General features: G+C 69.9%; 18 protein-coding genes, 2 tRNA genes and 1 pseudogene. 13 read left to right on the forward strand and 8 right to left on the reverse strand.

The window, feature by feature from the left end; translation table 11 throughout:
* Positions 1–190: 190 nt before the first annotated feature.
* Together UCD39_RS00880 and UCD39_RS00885 are read left to right on the forward strand one after the other, a co-directional pair.
* Positions 191–538, forward strand: a complete 348-nt coding sequence (locus UCD39_RS00880; RefSeq protein WP_145730628.1) for a hypothetical protein — start codon at positions 191–193, stop codon at positions 536–538.
* 52 nt (positions 539–590) lie between these two features.
* Positions 591–2,186, forward strand: a complete 1,596-nt coding sequence (locus UCD39_RS00885; protein ID WP_330494269.1) for a hypothetical protein — start codon at positions 591–593, stop codon at positions 2,184–2,186.
* Positions 2,187–2,194: 8 nt separating this feature from the next.
* Here UCD39_RS00885 and UCD39_RS00890 read toward each other — a convergent pair whose 3' ends face one another.
* Both UCD39_RS00890 and UCD39_RS00895 read right to left on the reverse strand, forming a co-directional pair.
* A complete protein-coding gene (locus tag UCD39_RS00890) occupies positions 2,195–2,305 on the reverse strand; it encodes a hypothetical protein (protein ID WP_330494270.1) in 111 nt (36 codons plus the stop codon).
* The gene (locus tag UCD39_RS00895; protein ID WP_330495469.1) at positions 2,290–2,760 is read right to left on the reverse strand and encodes a TetR/AcrR family transcriptional regulator; all 471 of its coding nucleotides are present in this window, start codon (positions 2,758–2,760) and stop codon (positions 2,290–2,292) included. The genes UCD39_RS00890 and UCD39_RS00895 overlap by 16 nt, the downstream gene beginning before the upstream one ends.
* 141 nt (positions 2,761–2,901) lie before the next feature.
* On the opposite strand from UCD39_RS00895, the gene UCD39_RS00900 reads away from it, so the two are divergent.
* Together UCD39_RS00900 and UCD39_RS00905 are read left to right on the forward strand one after the other, a co-directional pair.
* The gene (locus UCD39_RS00900; RefSeq protein ID WP_330494271.1) at positions 2,902–3,192 is read left to right on the forward strand and encodes a 4Fe-4S dicluster domain-containing protein; all 291 of its coding nucleotides are present in this window, start codon (positions 2,902–2,904) and stop codon (positions 3,190–3,192) included.
* Positions 3,193–3,202: 10 nt separating this feature from the next.
* On the forward strand, positions 3,203–3,625 hold the full coding sequence (locus UCD39_RS00905; RefSeq protein ID WP_330494272.1) for a VOC family protein: 423 nt from the start codon (positions 3,203–3,205) through the stop codon (positions 3,623–3,625).
* Positions 3,626–3,802: 177 nt separating this feature from the next.
* Here the strand turns inward: UCD39_RS00905 and UCD39_RS28380 are convergent.
* Positions 3,803–4,042 (reverse strand): annotated as a pseudogene (locus UCD39_RS28380) (winged helix DNA-binding protein); the annotation flags it as partial.
* 131 nt (positions 4,043–4,173) lie between these two features.
* Between UCD39_RS28380 and UCD39_RS00910 the strand changes: the two are divergent.
* Positions 4,174–6,075, forward strand: a complete 1,902-nt coding sequence (locus UCD39_RS00910; protein ID WP_330494273.1) for a chloride channel protein — start codon at positions 4,174–4,176, stop codon at positions 6,073–6,075.
* Between the two features lie 35 nt (positions 6,076–6,110).
* Here the strand turns inward: UCD39_RS00910 and UCD39_RS00915 are convergent, their stop codons facing one another.
* Complete coding sequence (locus tag UCD39_RS00915) at positions 6,111–6,608, reverse strand: hypothetical protein (RefSeq protein WP_330494274.1); 498 nt, start codon at positions 6,606–6,608, stop codon at positions 6,111–6,113.
* 324 nt (positions 6,609–6,932) lie between these two features.
* Here UCD39_RS00915 and UCD39_RS00920 point away from each other — a divergent pair, with 324 nt between their 5' ends.
* Positions 6,933–7,619: an SRPBCC family protein gene (locus UCD39_RS00920; RefSeq protein WP_330494275.1), complete on the forward strand. Its 687-nt coding sequence runs from the start codon at positions 6,933–6,935 to the stop codon at positions 7,617–7,619.
* Between the two features lie 69 nt (positions 7,620–7,688).
* Here the strand turns inward: UCD39_RS00920 and UCD39_RS00925 are convergent, their stop codons facing one another.
* Positions 7,689–8,102 carry a hypothetical protein gene (locus UCD39_RS00925; protein ID WP_330494276.1) on the reverse strand — a complete coding sequence of 138 codons (414 nt, stop codon included), beginning with the start codon at positions 8,100–8,102 and terminating at the stop codon, positions 7,689–7,691.
* Positions 8,103–8,334: 232 nt separating this feature from the next.
* On the opposite strand from UCD39_RS00925, the gene UCD39_RS00930 reads away from it, so the two are divergent.
* Positions 8,335–9,474, forward strand: coding sequence for an XdhC family protein (locus UCD39_RS00930; protein WP_330494277.1), 1,140 nt, complete (start codon positions 8,335–8,337; stop codon positions 9,472–9,474).
* 5 nt (positions 9,475–9,479) lie between these two features.
* Positions 9,480–11,132 carry an NTP transferase domain-containing protein gene (locus UCD39_RS00935; RefSeq protein WP_330494278.1) on the forward strand — a complete coding sequence of 551 codons (1,653 nt, stop codon included), beginning with the start codon at positions 9,480–9,482 and terminating at the stop codon, positions 11,130–11,132.
* Positions 11,133–11,136: 4 nt separating this feature from the next.
* On the opposite strand, the gene UCD39_RS00940 is transcribed toward UCD39_RS00935, so the two are convergent.
* Complete coding sequence (locus UCD39_RS00940; RefSeq protein WP_330494279.1) at positions 11,137–12,351, reverse strand: hypothetical protein; 1,215 nt, start codon at positions 12,349–12,351, stop codon at positions 11,137–11,139.
* 140 nt (positions 12,352–12,491) lie between these two features.
* Here UCD39_RS00940 and UCD39_RS00945 point away from each other — a divergent pair.
* Both UCD39_RS00945 and UCD39_RS00950 read left to right on the forward strand, forming a co-directional pair.
* Positions 12,492–12,566, forward strand: a tRNA-Val gene (locus tag UCD39_RS00945).
* A gap of 73 nt (positions 12,567–12,639) precedes the next feature.
* Positions 12,640–12,714, forward strand: a tRNA-Val gene (locus UCD39_RS00950).
* A gap of 70 nt (positions 12,715–12,784) precedes the next feature.
* Here UCD39_RS00950 and UCD39_RS00955 read toward each other — a convergent pair.
* Positions 12,785–13,546 (reverse strand): SDR family oxidoreductase, encoded by a 762-nt coding sequence (locus UCD39_RS00955; RefSeq protein WP_330494280.1) that lies wholly within the window; start codon positions 13,544–13,546, stop codon positions 12,785–12,787.
* 217 nt (positions 13,547–13,763) lie between these two features.
* Here UCD39_RS00955 and UCD39_RS00960 point away from each other — a divergent pair, with 217 nt between their 5' ends.
* Complete coding sequence (locus tag UCD39_RS00960; RefSeq protein WP_330494281.1) at positions 13,764–14,780, forward strand: ABC transporter substrate-binding protein; 1,017 nt, start codon at positions 13,764–13,766, stop codon at positions 14,778–14,780.
* Between the two features lie 146 nt (positions 14,781–14,926).
* Here UCD39_RS00960 and UCD39_RS00965 read toward each other — a convergent pair whose 3' ends face one another.
* Complete coding sequence (locus UCD39_RS00965) at positions 14,927–17,050, reverse strand: putative bifunctional diguanylate cyclase/phosphodiesterase (protein WP_330494282.1); 2,124 nt, start codon at positions 17,048–17,050, stop codon at positions 14,927–14,929.
* A 361-nt stretch (positions 17,051–17,411) separates the two neighbouring features.
* Between UCD39_RS00965 and UCD39_RS00970 the strand changes: the two genes are divergently transcribed.
* The gene (locus UCD39_RS00970) at positions 17,412–19,439 is read left to right on the forward strand and encodes a serine/threonine-protein kinase (protein ID WP_330494283.1); all 2,028 of its coding nucleotides are present in this window, start codon (positions 17,412–17,414) and stop codon (positions 19,437–19,439) included.
* A 14-nt stretch (positions 19,440–19,453) separates the two neighbouring features.
* The gene (locus tag UCD39_RS00975; RefSeq protein WP_330494284.1) at positions 19,454–19,990 is read left to right on the forward strand and encodes a hypothetical protein; all 537 of its coding nucleotides are present in this window, start codon (positions 19,454–19,456) and stop codon (positions 19,988–19,990) included.
* Positions 19,991–20,023: the final 33 nt, after the last annotated feature.

Here is a 20,023-nt window from a genome sequence, read left to right on the forward strand (position 1 = left end):
GCGGTTCCTCGGGACCGCGCCGTTTTGCTTTTGCGCTTCTCCCATCGGCCGTCTAGAACCGGTTGCGTTTGATCGGAACCACAACCGGCTCTAGCTGAGTTTGTCCGCGAGCAGATTCACGCGTCAAGGCGATTCCGCCTTTACGCGATCTGCTCTAGCTTGCGGAATATTCTGATTGGGAAGGCGAACTATGGCGACGGAAGCGGGTGGATTGCGCCAGGCGGCCAAGTGGGTGGCCATCATCGGCCTGATCGGCAACCACGTGCTGGCCTATCAGCAGGCGGTGGACCGCATCCGCGCGCCCTCCCGCGCGCTGGCGGACATGGCGGGCGCCATCGGCCAGATCTTCGGCCAGTCCCCGGACCGCTTCAAGGCAGGCGATCTCAGCCTCAGCGACAAGATCGACCTGTTTGTGAACCCCTACACCTCGGTGCGCGACATGGCGCATTGGGAGGGGCTGAACCACCTGCTGTTCTGGCCGGGCCTGGCGGCGCTGGCGCTGTTCCTGATCCTGACCTTTGGCGGCCGGCGGGCCTGAAGGCCACCACCGTCCGAACCGGCGGCCCTTCCAAATGCCCGGGTGCAGCACCATGCCTAGACACTGCACCTCCATCGTCCTGGTGCTCCTGGCGCTGCTGATGGGTTGGCCGGCGCGGGCAACCGTGCCGCCGGTCCCGCCGGCCGCCTACATCACGCTCAGCCCCCAGGGCGCCAGCCTGCGCGCCACCTACCGCCTGGACACCCCTGTCACGCGCCTGAGCCTGGGCGAAGGTCCGGTCGCCTGGCGGAATCCGGTATGGCGGATGGAAACCCCCGGCTTGGTTCTGCAGAATCAGGAGGTGCGGGCGGCGGATGGTCGAGCCTTCAGGGAGTTCAGCCTGCTGATCGATGAGGATAAGCGCGTCGTCGATCGAACTTATCCGGTGATGCTGCGGCTGGGGCCGCAAGGGTTTCTGGTCTATGGGCCTTTCCTGCTGGTGCGCTCGGACAGCTTGGCGACCGGCTTGAGCCAGGGGACCATCCCCACCGAACCGGCAGGCGGCCGCGCCTTGGAGGGCTATTTCTTCGTCGGCCCCGCGGGTTATGTCAGGCCCATTGACGCGGTCCATCCGGGCCTGGGGCGCCTTGTCGCGCGGCCGGACCTGCCCGCCGCCTGGCGGGATGAGGTGGCGCCGGGCCTGGCCCGTGCCTTGGCCTACTATCGTGCGCGCCTGTCGCCACGCGGCAACACCGTCTCCCCCATCATCGTCTATCAGGACCAGCCGGCCCCCTTCCTGCGGGGCAGCGTCACCGGCGGCGGCGTGATGCTGCTGCAGGTCGGCGGCGTCTGGCGGGTGCCGCGGCTTGAACTGAAGCCGGAGCGGGACCGGGTGCTGGCGCATGAAACCTTCCACCTGTTCCTGCGCCGCCATGACAATGCCGATTTCCCCGATTGGATGAACGAAGGGGCGGCCGACTACGCCGCGGGCCTGGTCATGCGCCACGGCGCGCTGCCCTCCCTGCCGGAGGTTCAGATCCAATTGGATTTGTGCGTCACTAGCCTGGGCGACCGTCCGCTGGACAACCCCGCCACCACGGCGCGCAACCGGATGCCCTATGCCTGCGGCTTCGTCGCCCACTGGCTGGTGGACAAGGCGCTGCGCCGGACCGGCAAGCCCGACGACACGGGCCTGTTCGCGCTGTGGGCCGACATGACGGCGCACGATGGCGTCAGCGCCGGCGACAGCCTGCGCCAGGCGGTGGCCGGCAGCCCCGCCGCCACCCGCGCGCTGTCCCTGCTGCTGACGGGCGGGGGACCGGAGCGCTGGACCAACTGGGCCGATAGCCTGGCTGGGCTGGGTGTTTCGGCCCGCTGGGTGGACACGGGGGCGCCATCGGCGGATGAGGTACTGGAGCATGTGCTGAAGCAAAGTTGCACGGGCACCCATGGCTTTTGGCGGGGCGCCCGCTACACGCTGGACACCGGCGACCGCTGCGGCCCCCTGTCAGGCGATCCGGTGGTGACCGGGATGGAAGGGCATGCCCTGGCGGGTGACGCCATGGCCCTGTTCCAGGCGGTGGTAGCGCGGTGCGCCGCCGGCCAGGATGTGGCGCTGAACCGGCCGGATGGCGCCCCGCCGCTTTCAGCCCCGTGCCACGTTCCCCCACCGCCGAGCCGGGCGCTGCGCCTGGACCCGCTTCCTTAACCCCCACGCTACGCCGTCAGATAGGCCATCACCGCCCGCACCGTCTCCCGCTCCAGGGTATGCGGGTCGGCGCCCGGCGGCGGGTCCAGAACGGCGGCATGGATCAGGGCGTGGGCCATGCGTCCCACGACAAAGGTGGCGACATCCAGATCGGCACGGTGACCTCGGCGTCCGGTCCCTGGGAATAGCGTTCCAGCAGGGCCCTCAGCACGCCCTCCGTTCCGTCCTCCTCATGGTGGGCTTCCAGGTGCGCCGCCTCCAGCGCCAGCACCTTGTGCAGCGCAGGCTCCAGCCGGTGCGCCACCATGGCGACATGGATGGTGCGGGTGATCAAGGCTTCCAGGGGTACGTCCTGCTCCGCCGCGTCCCAAAATGCGGCCTCCCGCATCATCAGGGCGCTCATATGCCGTACATGGCGTTCCCGCAGAGCCAGGACCAGCGCCTCCTTATTGGGGAAATACTGGTAGAGCGAGCCGATGCTGACCCCTGCCGCGACCGCGACGGCGTTGGTGGTCAAGGCGGCGTAGCCGTCGCGCACCAGAACGCGAGCGGTCGCATCCAGGATGGCGTCCACCAAGGCGCGGGACCGGGCCTGGCGCGGCCGTTTCCTTGGGGTTGGGCAAGCCGCCGCAGGCCGTTCGGAACGCGAGTTTTCAGCCAAGACGCGGCCCCCTACTATGATGCGAGCTTTTACTCATATTTACGGAGGATTATCGTGACCGGCAACCTGTCCTGCAAGCAGGACCCTGGCGTCATCGTCCCGCGCATCGACCGCAACCGCTGCGAAGGCAAAGACGATTGCGTGCGCGTCTGCCCCTACGACGTCTTTGAGATCGGGGTGTTGCCGGAGGCGGAGCGCCGGGACTTAAGCCTGGGTGGCCGGATAAAGGGCTTCTTCCACGGCTATCACCAGGCCTTCGCCGTGCGGGCGGACCAGTGCCGGGCCTGCGGCCTGTGCGTGGCCGCCTGCCCCGAGCACGCCATCACCCTCACCCGCGCCGTTTAGGGGGATGCCGATGGCCGCCTCATTGGGCTTTCGCCACATCGTGCTGGTCGTGACCGACATTGACCGCGCCGCCACCTTCTACCAGCGCATCATGGGTCTGGCCCGGGTGCGGACGGAGCCCCACACCATCACCTTGGCCGCCCCCGGCCTGCGCTATGTCATGAACCTGACCGATCGGAAAGAGACGCGGGAATATGACACCGGCCCCACGGGCCCTGTCGGCAGCCTGGGTGGCATCGACCATCTGGGCATAGAGGTGGACGAGCCGGCAGAGGTGGAAGGCCTGGTACAAGAATGGCTGGCCGCTGGTGGCCAACTGCTGGAACGGCGCGACATGGATACGCCCTACCCGTCCGCATTCATGCGCGACCTGGACGGCTATCTGGTGCAGATCTACAGCTTTGCCGCTGAATTGCGGGCGCGCGTCCCTTAACCCTCCAGCCGGTCGAACAGGGTGCGCAACAGGGGGGACAGGCGGCGGATTTCGTCCCGGTGCACCCGCGACAGGCCGGCCAACAGAATCCTCCGCCGCCGGGGTCAGGCTGATGACCACTTGGCGCCGGTCTTCCGGCCCCGGGGCCCGGCGCACCCAGCCATGGCTTTCCAGGCGGTCGATCAGGCCCACGGCGCTGTGCGGGCGCACGCACAGCCGGTCCGCCAGTTCCCCCACCGTCACATGGTCGCGACCGGGATAGCCCTTGATGGCCAACAGCGCCTGATGCTGCTGCGCCGTCAGCCCGGCCTCCGCCGCCGCGTCCTCACTGAAGGACAGGAAACAGCGCAGCATGTGCCGGAACTCCGCCAGCAGCTCATAGTCCGCCTTTTCGAGGGATTCCACGGTATCGGGCATGGGGGGCCACTCCTGCAGTCGGGACGCAATACAGCACTGTCGGATGGCCTCTTCATAAATATCGCAATACGATATATTCAAGCCATCGGCCGGCGGGTCCGGCTTTCCCCTTTTTAACGGTTGTTGATGCGATGGCGAATGATTTGCTGTTGGGCGGCCAGCCCGGTGAGGCGCGCCCGGCCGCGCCGCAGGAGGCCACCAAGACGCCCCAGGACCCTGTGACCCAGGACCACGTGTTGGGCGATTTCAGCGCCGACCGGCGGCTGCTGATGCTGATGGCCATGGCCGGGGTGGTGGGGGCCGCCGGGGCGGGCACCGCCTGGGTGCTGCTGCGCCTGATCGACCTTGCCACCAACCTGTTCTACTTCGGGCGGCTCAGCACCGCGCCGGCCGTGATCGCCCAAAGCATCTGGGGGCCCTTCATGCCCCTGGTGCCCGTCGTCGGCTGCCTGATCATCGGACTGATGGCGCGTTACGGCAGCGAGAAGATCCGGGGACACGGCATCCCGGAGGCCATGGAGGCCATCCTGGTGGGCCGCAGTCGCATCCAGCCCAAGGTGGCGCTGCTGAAGCCCCTGTCCTCGGCCATCTCGATTGGCAGCGGCGGGCCGTTCGGCGCCGAGGGGCCCATCATCATGACGGGCGGCGCCATCGGTTCCCTTTTTGCGCAGTTCTTCCATCTGACGGATGCGGAGCGCAAAACCCTGCTGGTGGCGGGTGCCGCCGCCGGCATGAGCGCCACCTTCGGCACCCCGGTGGCGGCCATGCTGCTGGCCGTGGAACTGCTGCTGTTCGAGTGGAAGCCGCGCAGCTTCATCCCGGTGGCCATCGCCGCCGCCGTGGCGGCCGCCTGCCGGCCCGCCCTGCTGGGCGCCGGCCCGCTGTTTCCCCTGGCCGACAGCGCCGCGCTGCCGGCGACGGGCCTGGCCCTGTGCGCCGTGCTGGGCGTGCTGGCGGGCCTGGGCTCCGGCCTTCTGACCAGCCTGGTCTACGGGTTCGAGGACCTGTTCGGCCGCCTGCCCCTGCATTGGATGTGGTGGCCCATGATCGGCGGCGTGTTCATCGGCCTGGGCGGCCTGATCGACCCGCGCGCGCTGGGCGTAGGCTATGACAACATCGCCGGGCTGCTGCACGGGCAAATCCCCCCGGCCTCCGCCCTCACGCTGGTGGCGGTGAAGGCGGTGATCTGGTCGGTGGCGCTGGGGTCCGGCACGTCGGGCGGGGTGCTGGCGCCCCTACTGATGATGGGCGGCGCGCTGGGCGCCCTGTTCGGCGCCGTGGCGCCCATGGGCGAGGCTGGCGAGTGGGCGCTGGTGGGCATGGCGGCCATGATGGGCGGCACCATGCGGGCCCCGCTGACCGCCATGATTTTCGCCCTGGAACTGTCGCACGACGTCGGTGCGCTGCTGCCGCTCGCCATCGCCTGCGCCCTGTCGCACGGCACCACGGTGCTGCTGCTGAAACGCTCCATCCTCACCGAGAAGGTGGCCCGGCGCGGGCATCACATCGTGCGCGAATACGCCGTCGACCCGTTCGAGACCATGCGTGTGGCCCAGGTGATGGCCCAACCGGTGGACACCCTGCCGGCCGCCATGCCCCTGACCGACGCGCTGGCGTTCTTCACCGGACCCGAGGAGGACGGACAGGCGCCCAGGACCCGGCACCGCAGCTATCCGGTGGTGGACGCCGACGGCCAGGTGGTGGGCATGGCGTCGCGCACCGATGCGCTGCGCTGGGCCAGGGATGGGCAGTGGGACAAGGAAGGCGCGGCCGGAAAGGGCTGGACGCTGGGCGACCAATGCGCCCATGGATCGGTGGCCGTCGCCTATGATGACGAGTTGGTGGGGCGGGTGGCCGACCGCATGGGGGCCACCGACCACAGCCGCCTGCCCGTCCTGTCACGGGACAGCGGCCGTTTGGTGGGCCTGGTGGCGCAGCGCGACCTGTTGGCGGTCCGTCACCTCAGCCTGCGGCAGGAACAACGGCGCGAGGCGCTGCTGAGCCTGCCCCTGGGCGCCCGGCGCACCAGCTGACGCCCAGTCGGACGGCCCCACGCCAAGCGGTCGTGTCAGACGGTGAGTTCCACATGATGGATCTCACCGTTCTGGGCCAACAGGGCCTGCAGATAGCTGGCGATCTTGCGGGCACCGTCACTGTGCACCGCCAGACATTGGCGCAGGGCGTCGGCTAGGCGGGCGTTCTCCAGCCGCTCGGCATCGCTCAGTTCCGCATGCTGGGGGGCGAGATGGTCCACCACATGCGCCAGTTCCTGGCCCGGGGCCGGTGGCGCCACCGGGGCCCCGCTGCGGACGAGGCCGCGCAGGTTCTGGCGCAGCCGTTCCTCATGGTGGGGTTCCAGGGCGCCGGTGGGGTCGGCCTCATCCACGATGTCATCGAAGAGGGAGCGGCCATGACGCTGCCCCGCCTCAGCGGGCGTGCGGCGACGGCGGTCCCGCTGCCGCGCCTCACGCTCCTGCACCGCGTCCACCCGGTCGACATGCAGCGACGCCGCCGGGGGGTGGGCGGGGCTGAGGTCCAGGACAGGGGGCGGCGGTATCATGATCATAATACACCACCCTACCGCGAATCGAATCGGATCTCAAGGGAAGGACAGACTTCCCCTAATAGAGGCCACAACGCTCCCGTCATTAGGCCAAGATCACCCTCGCGGTTATTGCCTTTGTCGAAGATCGCCCTTTCCGTTCGGCAATGAAAATAGGGTGTTTTTGCCGACACGGCGCAATGAAGCCTATGCCAAATGGTCAGGCATCCGCCAGCACGCCGCCACCACCAGGCCCCATGATGCCGGAACGCGCGGCTTTCCAGACACTTGCCCCAAAGGCGCCTGCCCAGTACGGTCGCGGGAATTGGCAGAATAAGGACGTCCCCCATGGACTTTACCGGCGAATATTTGATCGCGGCCCCGCAGGACCGGGTGTGGGCGGCGTTGACCGACGCCGAGGTGCTGCGGCAAAGCGTGCCGCCGGGATATTCCAGCACCCTCACCCTGTCGGACCTGGAACCGCCCCATGCCTGCGTCCTGAACGGTGACGGCCAACGGGCACGGGTTCGGCTGGCCGTCGCCGACGACGGCCGGACGCGCCTGGCCTTCGACGCGGAGATCGACGTGGGCGCCGAGGAGGACACCCGCGCCTTCTTCGCCCACCTGGCGGCTCTCTTGGAGGCCGCGAGCGGCCCGAACGCCGCCCTGGTCGCGGATGTGGCCCTGGCCGAACCTGCCGTCGACGCCGCCGCCATTTCCGAAGCGGTGCCGGCGGAGTCCATCCCGCTGGTCGAGATGGCGCCGCTGAGCGAGGCCATGGCGCCGTCCCTGGTCATAGCCGCCCAGTCAGAGGCCGCGTCCGAGGCCGCCCCCGAACCTGCCACCCTGCCCCTGGAGCCGGAAGCCCACGCCCGCGCCATCGAGCATCAGGTGCGGCCGACGGAGGCGGAGGCGCTGGGATCGGCCGGCATTTCCCTCCCCCTGAACCGGTGTCTCCGGCAGCGGCGCCCGATGACGCCCAACCGGCGCCCACAGTGGCGCACCCGGTCACCCATGCCGGTCTGCGCCCCATGATCTGGATCCCGCTGCTGGTCCTGGTCCTGCTGCTGCTGATCGTGCTGATCCGCTAGGCGAGCGGGCCGCTCAGGGCTCTGCCCGCGTCAGGCGGAAGGCGGCCAGCATGACCAGCAAGCCGGCGGCCAGCAACGTCAGGAGGAGCGGCGTCCACTCCTGAAACGACGCGCCACGCCCCGTCGCCATGGCCGGCACACAAATGATGACCGGCAAAAAGGCGGCCTCCGCCCCCATGAGGCGCACACCGCGCGTAGCCCGGGTGGACACCAACTGCCCCGCACGCCGCGCCCCACGGATACGACGCCAGTAAAGGATGGCGGTGGCTGCCGCCTGGAACAGCAACAGGCCACCACCGGCCACACAGGACGGGGGTACAGCGTCCCCCCACACCGCGGTCAGGATCAGGCCGGACAGGCCCATGGCGACCACCAGCCCTGCAAGCGCCCCCAGGAGAACCAGGACAATCTTAGAAGAATACCGCATCTCGCCGCACATCATGGCCAAGCCCCGCACGCGTGACAGGATGAAGACACCGTAGGACTTACGATTTATCCGCGCAACACCACCAAAGTACGGTCTGCTGGAATCCGTATCCGCCCACAATGTCCGCGCTGGCAAAGTACCCCCACACCCCTTATCTGGGGAAGACTGGGCATGTCGCCATCGACAATGCAGCAGCCCAGGTCCCGTAATGGTGTCCCATGCGTTGGTGTCCATGACCGCTGATCCGTCCGCCCCCCTTATTCCGTTCACCGTCAACGCGCCGGTGGACGAGCTGTCCATCCTGCGCACGGTCGAGGGCTGGCTGGCCCAGGGGCGCCCGGCGGCCATCGCCACCGTCATCGCCACCTGGGGCTCCTCCCCCCGGCCGGTGGGCAGCAAGCTGGCGGTGGACGCCGCGGGCACCATGATCGGCTCCGTCTCCGGCGGCTGCGTCGAGGGCGCGGTGGTGGAAGAGGCCTTGCGCGCCCTGGAGGATGGGGAGCCGCGGCTGCTGACCTTCGGCGTGCCCGATGAGCGGGCGTGGGAGGTCGGGCTGGCCTGCGGTGGCACCGTGCGCATCTACGTGGCCCCCGTCGGCCCTGGCCACGGCGCCACCCGCCGGCGGCTGCTTTCCGCCCTGTTGGCCGCCGCGGATGCCAAGCGGCCGGCCGCCCTGGTGACCGACCTCGCCACGGGACAGCAGACCTTGGTGGAGGCCGACCGCCAGCAGGGCGAAACCGCCCTGCCCGACGACATCCGCGCCCAGGTGCTCGATGCTATCGCCCGCGACCGCTCCACCCTCATCACCCCCCGGGCCCCAGAAGGAGAGGACCCGGAGGGGGAGGACATGGACGGGGAATGGTTCGCGCAGGTGTGGAACCCGCCCCTGCGCCTGGTCCTGGTGGGGGCGGTGCATATCGCCCAGGCGCTGGCGCCCATGGCCCGCCTGGCCGGTTATGAGGTGATTGTGGTGGACCCGCGCGTCGCCTTCGCCAGCGCCGCCCGCTTCCCCGACGCCGCTGGCGTCACGCTGGTGCGGGAATGGCCGGATGACGCCGTGGCGGCCCTGGCGCCCGACCGGCGCACCGCCGTGGTCACCCTGACCCACGACGCCAAGCTGGACGAACCGGCCCTGCGCGCGGCCCTGGAAAGCGACGCCTTCTTCATCGGCGCCCTGGGCAGCCGCAAGACCCATCAGCGGCGGCTGGAACGCATGGCCGACTTCGGCCCCACGGCGCTGGAACGCATCCAGGGCCCCGTCGGCCTGGACATCGGCGCCGTGACTCCGGCGGAGATCGCGGTGTCCATCCTGGCGCAGGTGACCCTGGCCCTGCGCGGCGCCAAGGCCGAACGCGCCGGCGCGGGGCGCTGACGCCCATGCTGTTCGGCCCCCTGCCCGTCGCCGATGCCGAGGGGGCCGTGCTGGCCCATAGCCTGAAGGCAGGGGCGCTGCGCTATCCCAAGGGACAGCGGCTGACGCAGGCCGATCTCGCGGACCTGACCGCCGCCGGCGTGACCGAGGTGGTTGCTGTGCGGCTGGAAACGGGCGACGTGGGGGAGGATGCGGCGGCCTCCCGGGTGGCCGGCGCCATCGCCGGCCCCGGACTGGCCCTGACGCGGGCCACCACCGGCCGCGTCAACCTGATGGCGGAGCGCGCCGGGCTGCTGCTGGTGGATGCCGCGCGCCTCAACCGCCTGAACCGGGTGCATGAGGCGGTGACGGTCGCCACCGTCGCCGCGCATACGCCCCTGGAGGCGGGCGCCATGGCCGCCACCGTCAAGATCATCCCCTTCGCCGTGCCGGCGGACTTGCTGATCCGCGTGGCTGAGGTGGCCACGGATGATGCCGGCGATGCCGGCCCCATCCTCCGCCTGGCCCCCTGGCGCGGCGTCCGCGCCGGCCTGGTGCAGACCCGCCTGCCCGGCCTGAAGGCCGTCACCCTGGACAAGACCGCCGGCGTCACCGCCGCCCGCCTGGCCCAGGTGGGCGGGACCTTGGTGGCCGAACGGCGCACGGCCCATGACGCGGCGTCCGTGGCCGGAGCGCTGGAGGCGCTTGCGGGCCAGAACCTTGACCTGCTGCTGGTCATCGGCGCCTCCGCCATCACCGACCGGCGCGACGTCCTGCCGGCCGGCATCGAGGGCGCGGGCGGCCAGGTGCTGCATTTCGGCATGCCGGTGGACCCGGGCAACCTGATGCTACTGGCCCGGTTGCACGGTGTGCCGGTGCTGGGCCTGCCGGGCTGCGCCCGCTCGCCCCGCGTCAACGGCTTCGACTGGATCCTGCAGCGCATCGCCGCCGGGGTGGAGGTCACGCCGGACGACATCATGGGCATGGGCGTCGGCGGCCTGCTGACGGACATCCCCAGCCGCCCCATGCCACGCCAGCGCGCGGCGCCGCCGACTGCCGACGCGGCGGTAGCCCCCGTCACCACCCTGGTGCTGGCGGCGGGGTCCGCGCGGCGCATGGGCAGCAACAAGCTGTTGGCCGACTACGCCGGGCGCCCGCTGGTGTGGCACGCGGTGACGGCGGCGCTGGCGGCGAACCCGGGCCGGGTCACGGTGGTGCTGGGCCACCAGGCGGCCGAGGTGCGGGCCGCCCTGGCCGGGCTGGCGGTCCGCTTCATCGAGGCGCCAGACCACGCGGCGGGGCTCAGCGCTTCCCTCAAGGCCGGCTTGGCCGGCCTGGACGCCGATGCGGCGGGCGTGCTGGTGTGCCTGGGCGACATGCCGCGCGTCACTGCGGATCTGCAGCGCCGGCTGCTGGCGCGGTTCCGGCAAGAGCGTGGCGGTGCCATCGTGGCGCCGGTGGCGGACGGGCGGCGCGGCAATCCCGTGCTGTGGCCGGCGAACCTGGTTCCCGCCATGGCCGGGATCAGCGGCGACCAGGGTGCCCGCGGGCTGCTGGCGCTTCATGCCGACCGCGTGGCGGAGGTGCCGGCCGAGGACGGCGTTCACCTGGACGTGGACACGCCCGACGCGCTGGCCGCACTGCGCAGCCTGGCGCCGCTGGTGGAGCCGGCCCCCTGACGGCTCAGTTCAGGCGCCAGCCCAGGCGGAAGTCCTGCTCGAAGGGGTCGGCGTGGGCGATGGCCGCCGCCAGGATGGTCAGGCGCGTCAGCCGGCGCTGCAGCGCCGCCCGCCCCGGATCGCCCACCACGTTCAGCCATTCGGAAACCCGCGTGGCGTCGACCACGTTGCAGGACAGCACGTGCAGGATGGCGGAATCCGGGTCCATCATGCTGTCCCGGGGCATGCGGTAGATCAGGCCGGCGCACAGCAGGCGCAGCCGCTCATATTCCTCTCCCGTCAGGGTGCCGTTGCCGGAGCGTTGCGACACCTGGGCGGCCAGGAAGGAGTCCACGGCCACGATGCGCTCGGCCCAGGGGGACCGCAGCAGGGCGTGTCGCGCCTCCTCCCCCATGGGGGCCAGCAGGGCCTCCAGTTGCTGGTCCACCACCAGCGGCGCCTCGGCGTAATGGGAGAAGTCCAGCTTTTCCACCAGCTCCGGCGGCAGGCCCTCGACCGCGTACTGCTTCCAGGCGGCGGCCTTCTGGGCGTGGACCATGGGCAGGTCCGTCAGCTTGTCGAAGGGCACATCCTCCTGCCCCTCGCGCAGCAGGGTGATGCGCAGCGGCGCCTGGCGCACGGGCACCATGGCCACGCGGTCCAGGTAATGCCGCAGCACCACCTCCGGCTGGAACACCGGCCGCTCATGCCCCTCCATCCCCCGGGGCAGCCAGGTGGCGAAGGCGGCGTAGAGGCGCATGAAGGGCGGACGGCCGAACGCGAACTGGTCGTTGTACCCGGCGGGCGGGGACCAGCTGTCGGGGGTGATCAGCCCGGGGGTGCGGAACCAGTCATCCGGCAGGGTGTCGTCGAAGCGGCTGTCATAGCGCACCCGGATGATGGCGTCGAAGGGGGCCGCCTTGCCGTCCGCCCCCTTATGGCCCAGCGCCAGGGTCAGGACCTGCTGCACGGCGTGGAACATGTCGAAGATGGAAAAGGGCGGGCGGTAGTGCCAGCGCTCCGCCATGCGCCGCTTCTCAGCCGCGAAGGGCGGACGCGCCGTCACCAGATGCGCGGCCGGCTGATAGGCGGCCAGCATCTCCGTCCGCTCCTCCGCCGGCACCTCATCCCACAGATGCAGGAAGGTGGTGACCTCGTGGCCGGCCACGAAGCGGTACAGGCTGTCGATGCAATGACGCCAGGTCCGCGGCTGGCCGCTCAGGCACAAGGCGACGCGCATACCCATTCCTTCCCTCAGAAACCCCTGTCCCAGCACCCGACCGGTCCCCGGGACGGCACCAGAATGGATTTATCATCGGCCCCGAACAAGCATATTGACACCAGCCCCCCATCCCTCTACAAACCGCCCCCACGACGGATGGGCGCGTAGCTCAGCGGGAGAGCATCGCCTTCACACGGCGGGGGTCGTAGGTTCAATCCCTACCGCGCCCACCATTCGTCGAAACCAACATGATCAATGCCTTAGATCATGTTGCCGCCAGCAGAGGCTGGCACAGCCCGGACGGATGGGCGCGTAGCTCAGCGGGAGAGCATCGCCTTCACACGGCGGGGGTCGTAGGTTCAATCCCTACCGCGCCCACCATCCGTTCCCCTTCTCCAGACATATCAGATTGAGCGACGGCACCAGTGCGGCGGGCCCTACGGCGTGCCCGTCAGGCGATGCCGATGTCGCGCGCCAGGCTCAGGAAATGCAGGCCGCAATCGACGGCGATGTCCTGGTCGGTGATGGTGTCGTGGTTCAGCAGGAAGACCACGGCGTCGGCCACCTGCTGCGCGTCGGGCGCACGGTCCAGGGGGTTGCGGCGGCTCAGGCGCTGGAACTCCGCCTCGTCCTGGCCGGGGGCCGGCAGGACATAGCCGGGGGAGACGGTGTTGACCCGCACGGTGGGCGCCAGGGCGCGGGCCAGCACGCGCGAGGCCCCGGCCAGCGCGTACTTGGACAGGGTGTAGGACAGGTGGTCCGGGTTGGGATTGGCCAGCTTGAAATCCAGGATGTTGACCACCGCGCCGCGCCGTTCCGCCCCTTCCACCACCAGCCCTTGGTGCAAGGCGCGGATCAGCAGCACCGGCGCCAGGGTGTTGACCGTCTGGTGCGTCAGGAATCCCGGCGCCGTCAGGCTGGCGGCGTCATCCCATTCGAAGAGCGAGGCGGAGTTGACCAGGCCCTGGATGGCCTGGCCGGCGGCGCTGGCCGCCTGGGGCAGCAGGGTTTCCACCTGGGCGGGATCGGCCAGATCGGCCCGCACCACCACGGCGCGCCGACCCAGCGCCCGCACCTCATCCGCCGTGGCCTCGGCGGTCTCCGCCGAGGCATGGCAATGCAGGGCGACGTCCCAGCCCGCCCCCGCCGCCGTCAGCGCGATCAGGCGGCCCAGGCGCTTGGCCCCGCCCGTCACCAACAGCCAGCGGCTCATGACCGGCCCTCCGCGCAGGCATAGGCGTTCCGGCGAAAGGAGGGGCGGCACGGCATGGTCGGGGACGGCTTTCCAGAGCAAGGGGTTAATCACCCTTGAGTCTTATAGGGCCGCCTTCCCTGGCCGCAAGCCGCAAATCCCGCCACCGCTTCCGTCCCCTGGCGTCTGTGGGTATGCTCCGCCCCCGTCGACCATCGAGAGAGATGAGGGAGCCCCCATGCCTGCCCGTCACCCCCGCCGCGCCCTGCTGAAGGCCGGCCTGGCGCTGGCCGCCCTGTTGACCGCCCCGGTCCTGAGCCACCCGGCCCGCGCCGCCGAGAAGCTGGTGTTCATGCTGGACTGGCAGGCGGAGGCCGAGCATGGCGGCTATTTCCAGGCGGTGGCGGAGGGCCTGTACCAGAAGGCCGGGCTGGACGTGACCATCGTGCCCGGCGGCCCAGGGATGAGCGCGCAGCAGATGCTGGCCGCCGGCAAGATCGACGGCACCATCGGCTCCAACGCCTTCTACGTGCTGAACCTGGTGGAGGCGGGCGCCAAGGTGAAGGCGGTGGCGTCCATGTTCCAGAAGGACCCCACCATCCTGATGGCGCACGCCCAGAACACCACCAGCCTGGCGGACCTGAAGGGCCGCCCCATCTTCCTGGGCGATCCCAGCATCAACACCCTGTGGCGCTGGCTGAAGAGCAAGTACCCCTATGAGGACGGCCAGATCCGCCGCTACACCGGCAGCCTGGCGCCCTTCCTCACCACCCCCGCCGCGGCGGCCCAGGGCTATGTCACCAGCGAGCCGCTGATCGCCAAGAAGGCCGGGGCGGACGTGAAGGTTTTCCTGCTGGCCGACCAGGGCTATGACGGCTACAGCGGCCTGGTGATGTTCAACGACGCCTATATCCAGGCCCATCCGGCGGCGGTGAAGGCCTTCGTCGCCGCCACGGCGGAGGGCTGGCGCCACTACCTGCACGGCGACGCGGCCGCCGCCGACGCCCTGATCCGCAAGTCCAACCCCGATATGGACGCGGAGACCCTGGCCTATGGCCGCAAGGCCCTGGTGGACAACGGCATCGTGGAGGGCACACCGGCCGGTTCCAATGCCACCGGCCCCGACGCCATCGGCCGCATGACCGCCGCCCGCTGGGAGGGCTTCACCACCGAGATGAAGCGCCTGGGCATCTACAAGGCCGGCACCGACTGGAAGGCTGGGGTCGATTTGGGCAATTATACGCGCGGCCTTTGAACGTGACCGTTCAAAGGCTCCCTCAGTCGCCGGGCGGCGGACATCCGTCCGCCTAGGCTTGTCCTCGCTGCGCCCTACGGTGCTCGCTCCGGCAGCCCCGTTCGGGGCCTACAGCGGCACGAGCCACTGTCTCGTGCCGCTGGGTATTAGACGGGGGCCGTCGCCGGCGCCAGCAGCGCCATGAGCTGCGCCTCCGGCATGGGGCGGCCCAGCAAATAGCCCTGGATGATGTCGCAGCCTAGCTCGTGCAGGCAGTCCAGCTGCGGCTGGGTTTCGATGCCCTCGGCGATGGTTTCCAGGCCCAGATGGTGGGCCATGGCGATGACGGCGGCCACGATCTGGCGGCTGGCGTCATCGCCGGGCAGGCCGTCGACGAAGGACTTGTCGATCTTCACATAGGCGGCGGCGAACTTGCGCAGGTAGGCCAGCGAGGAATAGCCGGTGCCGAAATCGTCGATGGCGAAGCGGAAGCCATTGGCGCGCAGCTCATGCACCGCCTGCAGGTTGCCCTCGGCATCGCCCATCAGGGCGCTTTCCGTGATCTCCAGCGCGATGTCGGCGGGGGTGCAGCCCTCCTCCGTCAGGATTTGCAGCAGGCGCTCGCCACAGCCCTTGTCGCGCAGTTGCACCGCCGACAGGTTGACCGCCATCTTGAAACCCACCACCCCCCGCTCCCGCACCTTGCGCGCGGTGCGGCAGGCCGTGCGGAACACCCAGTCGCCCAGCGGCACGATCAGGCCCGTCTCCTCCGCCACCGGGATGAAGCGGGCGGGCGACACGGGGCTCAAATCCTCTGGATGGTTCCAGCGCAACAGCGCCTCCGCCCCCATCAGAACACCGGCCCCGCCGTGGGCGGCGGGCCGGTATTGCGGCTGGTAGGCCAGGCTGAACCCCTGCACCTCGGCATCGTCGCCCCCGCCAGAGGCCACCCCCAGGGAAAGGCGCAAGCCCTCCTCGATCCAGGTGCGGTCGCGCACCCGGTCGCCAATCTCGGGCGTGAAGAAGTGATAGCGGTCGCGGCCGGCGTGCTTGGCGGCATACAGCGCCACGTCGGCATGGCGCAGCAAAGCCTCCCACGTGTCGCCATCGGCGGGGGCCACGGCCACGCCGACAGAACAAGCCAGCCGCACCTCCCCGCCGCCGTTGCCCTCCAGCATCAGTGGCTGTTGGAAGGCGGCGACCAGCCGCTCAGCCACCTGGCCGACGGCGGCCAGCGCTTCCTCCCGCCTGTCGGCGCCGGTCAGGGGCGTGCTTCCCTGCGACAGCCCGGTGAGGATGACGGCGAACTCGTCCCCGCCCAGGCGGGCCACGGTATCGCCCGGCCGCACCGTGCGCCGGATGCGCTCTCCCGCCGCGATGATGGCGGCGTCCCCCGTCGGATGGCCGCGGGTGTCGTTCAGCAGCTTGAAATGATCCAGATCCAGCAGCAGCAGGGCCACCGGCTCCCCCGTGCGGCGACCGTTGGCCAGGGCCAGCCGCACCCGGCCGATGAGCAGCGCGCGGTTGGCCAGGCCCGTCAGCGGATCATGATAGGAGAGATGACGGTTGCGCTCCTCCGCCTCCTTCTTGGCGGTCAGGTCGCTGAAGACGGCGATGTGGTGGGTGATGGCGCCCGCCTCATCCCGCAGCAGGGTGATGCGCAGCCATTCGGGATAAAGGGTGCCGTCCTTGCGCCGGTTCCAGATCTCGCCGGTCCAGCTGCCCTCATCCCGCAAGGCGCGCCACATCACCCGGTAGAACTCCGGCCCCTGGCGGCCCGAGTTCAACAGGCGGGGGTCCTGGCCCATCACCTCATCGGCCGCGTAGCCGGAGATTTCGGTGAAGGCGCGGTTGACCAGGACGATGCGGTTGTCGGCGTCGGTGACGATGATGCCGTCGACACTATGCTCGATCACCCGCGCGGCGACGCGCAGGTCGCGGATGGTGGCGGCCAGCGCGCCCGCCTGTTCCTCGGCCAGGTGGCGGGCCTGTTCCAGTTCCCAGGTGCGCTGGCGTACCTGGCTGCGCAACACCTCATGCCGGCGCACGCGCCCATGCACCAGGGCCGCCAGCGTCAGGCCGGCAACGATGCCCAGGGCCCCCAGTGCCATGACCAGGGGCGTGCCCATGCCGTTTTCCCGCCCCAGGCCGGCGGCGAACAGGCCGGCGAAGGATAGGGCGGCCAAGGTGACGACCAGCACCAGGGGCCGCCAGCGACGCTCCACGGCGAAGGTGCCCTCGCCCGCAGGCGCAGCCACGCCGCTGGAAGAATCATCGCCAGAAAACAGCATAAGAAAGGCATCCTGATCAGTAGGGTCCCGATTTCGCGCATCAGCGGGACGCAGTATCAACCCTGTGGTTTAGCAGGGCAACGATGTTGCCACCGGACGGTATGTGCCAGACATCATGCGCCTGCCGCCGCGCCGGGGGTATTGATCCATCGCAATCCGCCTTGGGAATCAGTCAGGAGCCCTTCAGCCGACGGCCCGGCGCGGACAGGACGGCCGTTAGGCCAATGGCTTTGATCCGATTGTCTATTCCGGCCAGCCGGCTTGTTCGCCGCCCCCGCCATGGGGCATGATCGGGAATGCCGGACGCGGGGGCGCGGTCGGAGGGCGAGAGGTTGGCCGGGCGCCGGCCGGATGGGGTGTGATGGCGGCGGCGAATAGAGAGTTTCCGGTTCCCGACCTGGGCCCTGTCGACCTGGGCGGCCGGGCGGAGATCCAGCCCAGCGCCCCCCTGCCCGCCTTCGACATGCCGGGCGGCCGCGCCTATCTGTGCCACCGCATGCGCGAAAAAAAGACGGAGCTGTTCGCCATCGTCTGCGAACAGCCCGTGCCGCCGCGCATCGAGGCGATGAGCAGCTTTCGCGCCATCGACAACAACAACCTGCTGCACCTCATGGACTGGGGTGTGGTCGATTGGACGCCCGAACATCGACGCCGCTTCGTTTGCGTGTTCGAGCGGCCCTCCGGCCGCCGCATCATGGAACGGTTGGACGACGTCATCGAGGGCATCGCCGACGACGCGCTGGTGCGGGTGGTGTTGCCGCAGCTGACCGCCGTGTTGCGCGACATCGCCCAGCGCAGCTTGAGCTGTGGCGCGCTCAACCCCACCAACCTGTTCATCCGCAAATCGGCGGCGGCGGCGGTGGTTCTCGGCGATTGTGTCAGCCTGCCCCCCGGCTATGCCCAGCCCCTGGTGTTCGAGCCGCTGGAGCGCGCGTTGGCCGACCGCGCCGGCCGGGGCAACGGCACCATCGCCGACGACCTGTACGCCCTGGGCGTGACCCTGCTGACCCTATACCTGGGGCGCGCACCCGGCCGGGGGCTGGACGACCAGACGCTGCTGCAGGCGCGCATGGACAGGGGCACGTATTCGGCGCTGACGTCGGGCGTGCGCATCCCGCAGTCGCTGGTGGAGCCGCTGCGCGGCCTGATCACCGACGACGCCCGCCAGCGCTGGACCCTGAACGACCTGGACATGTGGATGCAAGGGCGCCGCCTCAGCCCCAAGCAGGCGCAGCTGCCTAAGCGGGCACCGCGCCCCATGGAATTCCAGGGTCGGGAAATCTGGCACGTCCGGGGTGCGGCCTGGGCCTTTTCCAAATCCCCCGTCGCCGCCGCCCAGGTGATCGAGCGCGGGGAGTTGGATCGCTGGCTGCGCCGGTCCCTGAATGACGAGCCACGGGCGGAAGCCGTGGCCAACGCCATCCGCACCGCCACCTCGGGCGGCCGCGCCTCCAACGTGGAGGAGCGGCTGGTGTCGCGCGTCTGCACCGCCCTCGATCCCCCAGGCCCCCTGCGCTACAAGGGCCGGGCCATCATGCCGGACGGCTTCGGCACCGCCCTGGCCGAGGCCCTGGCCACCGGGGAGGGCGGCCAGGCCCTGGCGGAGATGATCGTGGGCCAGTTGCCGGCCTTCTGGATCAGCGTGCAATCGGAATACAAGGCCGAGCAGGTGCTGATGATCCAGCAGTTCGACGCGGTGCGCGCCGTGCTGGAGAACACCAGCCCCGGATTCGGCATCGAGCGCGCGCTGTACGGCCTGAACCAGGTGGCGCCCTGCCTCAGCCCGGCCGTGGCCGACGATTACCCCCTGACGCTGGGTGACCTGATGGCGGCGCTGGACGTGGTGGGCGCAGGCGCCGGCCCGGGACGGGACCCCATGGACCGCCATGTCGCCGCCTTCGTCGCCACCCGCAATCCCAAGTTGAACGAGCGCCTGCTGGCCACGCTGGCGGCGGAGTCGGCGCGGCGGCCGGTGGGGGTGCTGGCCATCCTGGCCGACACCCAGCGCCGGGCGGGCCCGCCCAAGGTTCCAGGCTTGGCCCTGTGGATGACCAGCATCCTGGAACCGTCGTTCAAGCGCTTCCGCAACCTGAAAAAGCGGGAGGAGGTGCGCGTGGCGGCGCAGAAGGCGGCACGCGAGGGCGTGCTGGACATCCTGCTCAGCATCGTCGACGACCCCAAGGCCCTGACCCAGGACCACCATGGCTTCCTGGACGCGATGCGCCGGCATGAAAGCCTGACGGCCCGCATTAGCAAAATCGAGGAAACACTGGGCGACCGCAGCGACGTCGCCGTGTCCAAGGGCAAGCGGGTGGCCGCCATGGTGGCCAGCGGCATCTCCCTGGCCGGCCTGGCCTTGATCGTCACCTTGATGGCGGGCGTGAAGTGAGCCAGGGTGGTGCCATGAACAGCGCCTCATCCCCCCGACGCCGCAGCTATGGCGGCCTGCTGGCCGCCGCCGTGCTGCTGCTGCCCCTGGGCGCGCTGGTGCTGCCCACCTCGGTGCTGACCGTCATCGGCATGATCCCCACGCTGGTGGCGTGGATTGTCGACCGCGACCCGGACAAGCCCGCGGCGGTGACCGTGGGTGGCCTGAACCTGTGCGGCGTCATGCCCTTCTGCATCCAGCTTTGGCAGCATGGCCACACCATGGACTATGCCGCCGGCCTGCTGGTCCAGCCCGTGACCTGGCTGGTCATGTATTCCGCCGCTGGCGTGGGCTGGCTGCTCTATTTCGGCATACCGCCCCTGGTGGCCGGCTGGGCCGTCGCCCGTGACCAGGCCAAAATCCGGGAGCTGGATGAGCAACGCCAGGCGCTGGTGGAGGAATGGGGCATCGAGGTGACGGGCCAGGGCCTGAAGCCTGACGTCCCGGCCGAGGGCGACGCCCCGTCGGAGGAACCGCCAAATCCCCTGGCCGACACCGCCGCGGCGCCGTGACCGACGACGGCCGCGCCCGCCCCTCGTATAACG

This window comes from Nitrospirillum karajorum (assembly GCF_036348415.1).
Lineage (GTDB): Bacteria > Pseudomonadota > Alphaproteobacteria > Azospirillales > Azospirillaceae > Nitrospirillum > Nitrospirillum amazonense_B.

Excerpts from the sequence above, each read along its gene's own strand:
- UCD39_RS00880 (WP_145730628.1), top strand. The coding sequence starts at position 191 with ATGGCGACGGAAGCGGGTGGATTGCGCCAGGCGGCCAAGTGGGTGGCC.
- UCD39_RS00885 (WP_330494269.1), top strand. The coding sequence starts at position 591 with ATGCCTAGACACTGCACCTCCATCGTCCTGGTGCTCCTGGCGCTGCTG.
- UCD39_RS00890 (WP_330494270.1), bottom strand. The coding sequence starts at position 2,305 with ATGGCCCACGCCCTGATCCATGCCGCCGTTCTGGACCCGCCGCCGGGC.
- UCD39_RS00905 (WP_330494272.1), top strand. The coding sequence starts at position 3,203 with ATGGCCGCCTCATTGGGCTTTCGCCACATCGTGCTGGTCGTGACCGAC.
- UCD39_RS00910 (WP_330494273.1), top strand. The coding sequence starts at position 4,174 with ATGGCGAATGATTTGCTGTTGGGCGGCCAGCCCGGTGAGGCGCGCCCG.
- UCD39_RS00915 (WP_330494274.1), bottom strand. The coding sequence starts at position 6,608 with ATGATCATGATACCGCCGCCCCCTGTCCTGGACCTCAGCCCCGCCCAC.
- UCD39_RS00920 (WP_330494275.1), top strand. The coding sequence starts at position 6,933 with ATGGACTTTACCGGCGAATATTTGATCGCGGCCCCGCAGGACCGGGTG.
- UCD39_RS00925 (WP_330494276.1), bottom strand. The coding sequence starts at position 8,102 with ATGCGGTATTCTTCTAAGATTGTCCTGGTTCTCCTGGGGGCGCTTGCA.
- UCD39_RS00930 (WP_330494277.1), top strand. The coding sequence starts at position 8,335 with ATGACCGCTGATCCGTCCGCCCCCCTTATTCCGTTCACCGTCAACGCG.
- UCD39_RS00935 (WP_330494278.1), top strand. The coding sequence starts at position 9,480 with ATGCTGTTCGGCCCCCTGCCCGTCGCCGATGCCGAGGGGGCCGTGCTG.
- UCD39_RS00940 (WP_330494279.1), bottom strand. The coding sequence starts at position 12,351 with ATGCGCGTCGCCTTGTGCCTGAGCGGCCAGCCGCGGACCTGGCGTCAT.
- UCD39_RS00955 (WP_330494280.1), bottom strand. The coding sequence starts at position 13,546 with ATGAGCCGCTGGCTGTTGGTGACGGGCGGGGCCAAGCGCCTGGGCCGC.
- UCD39_RS00960 (WP_330494281.1), top strand. The coding sequence starts at position 13,764 with ATGCCTGCCCGTCACCCCCGCCGCGCCCTGCTGAAGGCCGGCCTGGCG.
- UCD39_RS00965 (WP_330494282.1), bottom strand. The coding sequence starts at position 17,050 with ATGCTGTTTTCTGGCGATGATTCTTCCAGCGGCGTGGCTGCGCCTGCG.
- UCD39_RS00970 (WP_330494283.1), top strand. The coding sequence starts at position 17,412 with ATGGCGGCGGCGAATAGAGAGTTTCCGGTTCCCGACCTGGGCCCTGTC.
- UCD39_RS00975 (WP_330494284.1), top strand. The coding sequence starts at position 19,454 with ATGAACAGCGCCTCATCCCCCCGACGCCGCAGCTATGGCGGCCTGCTG.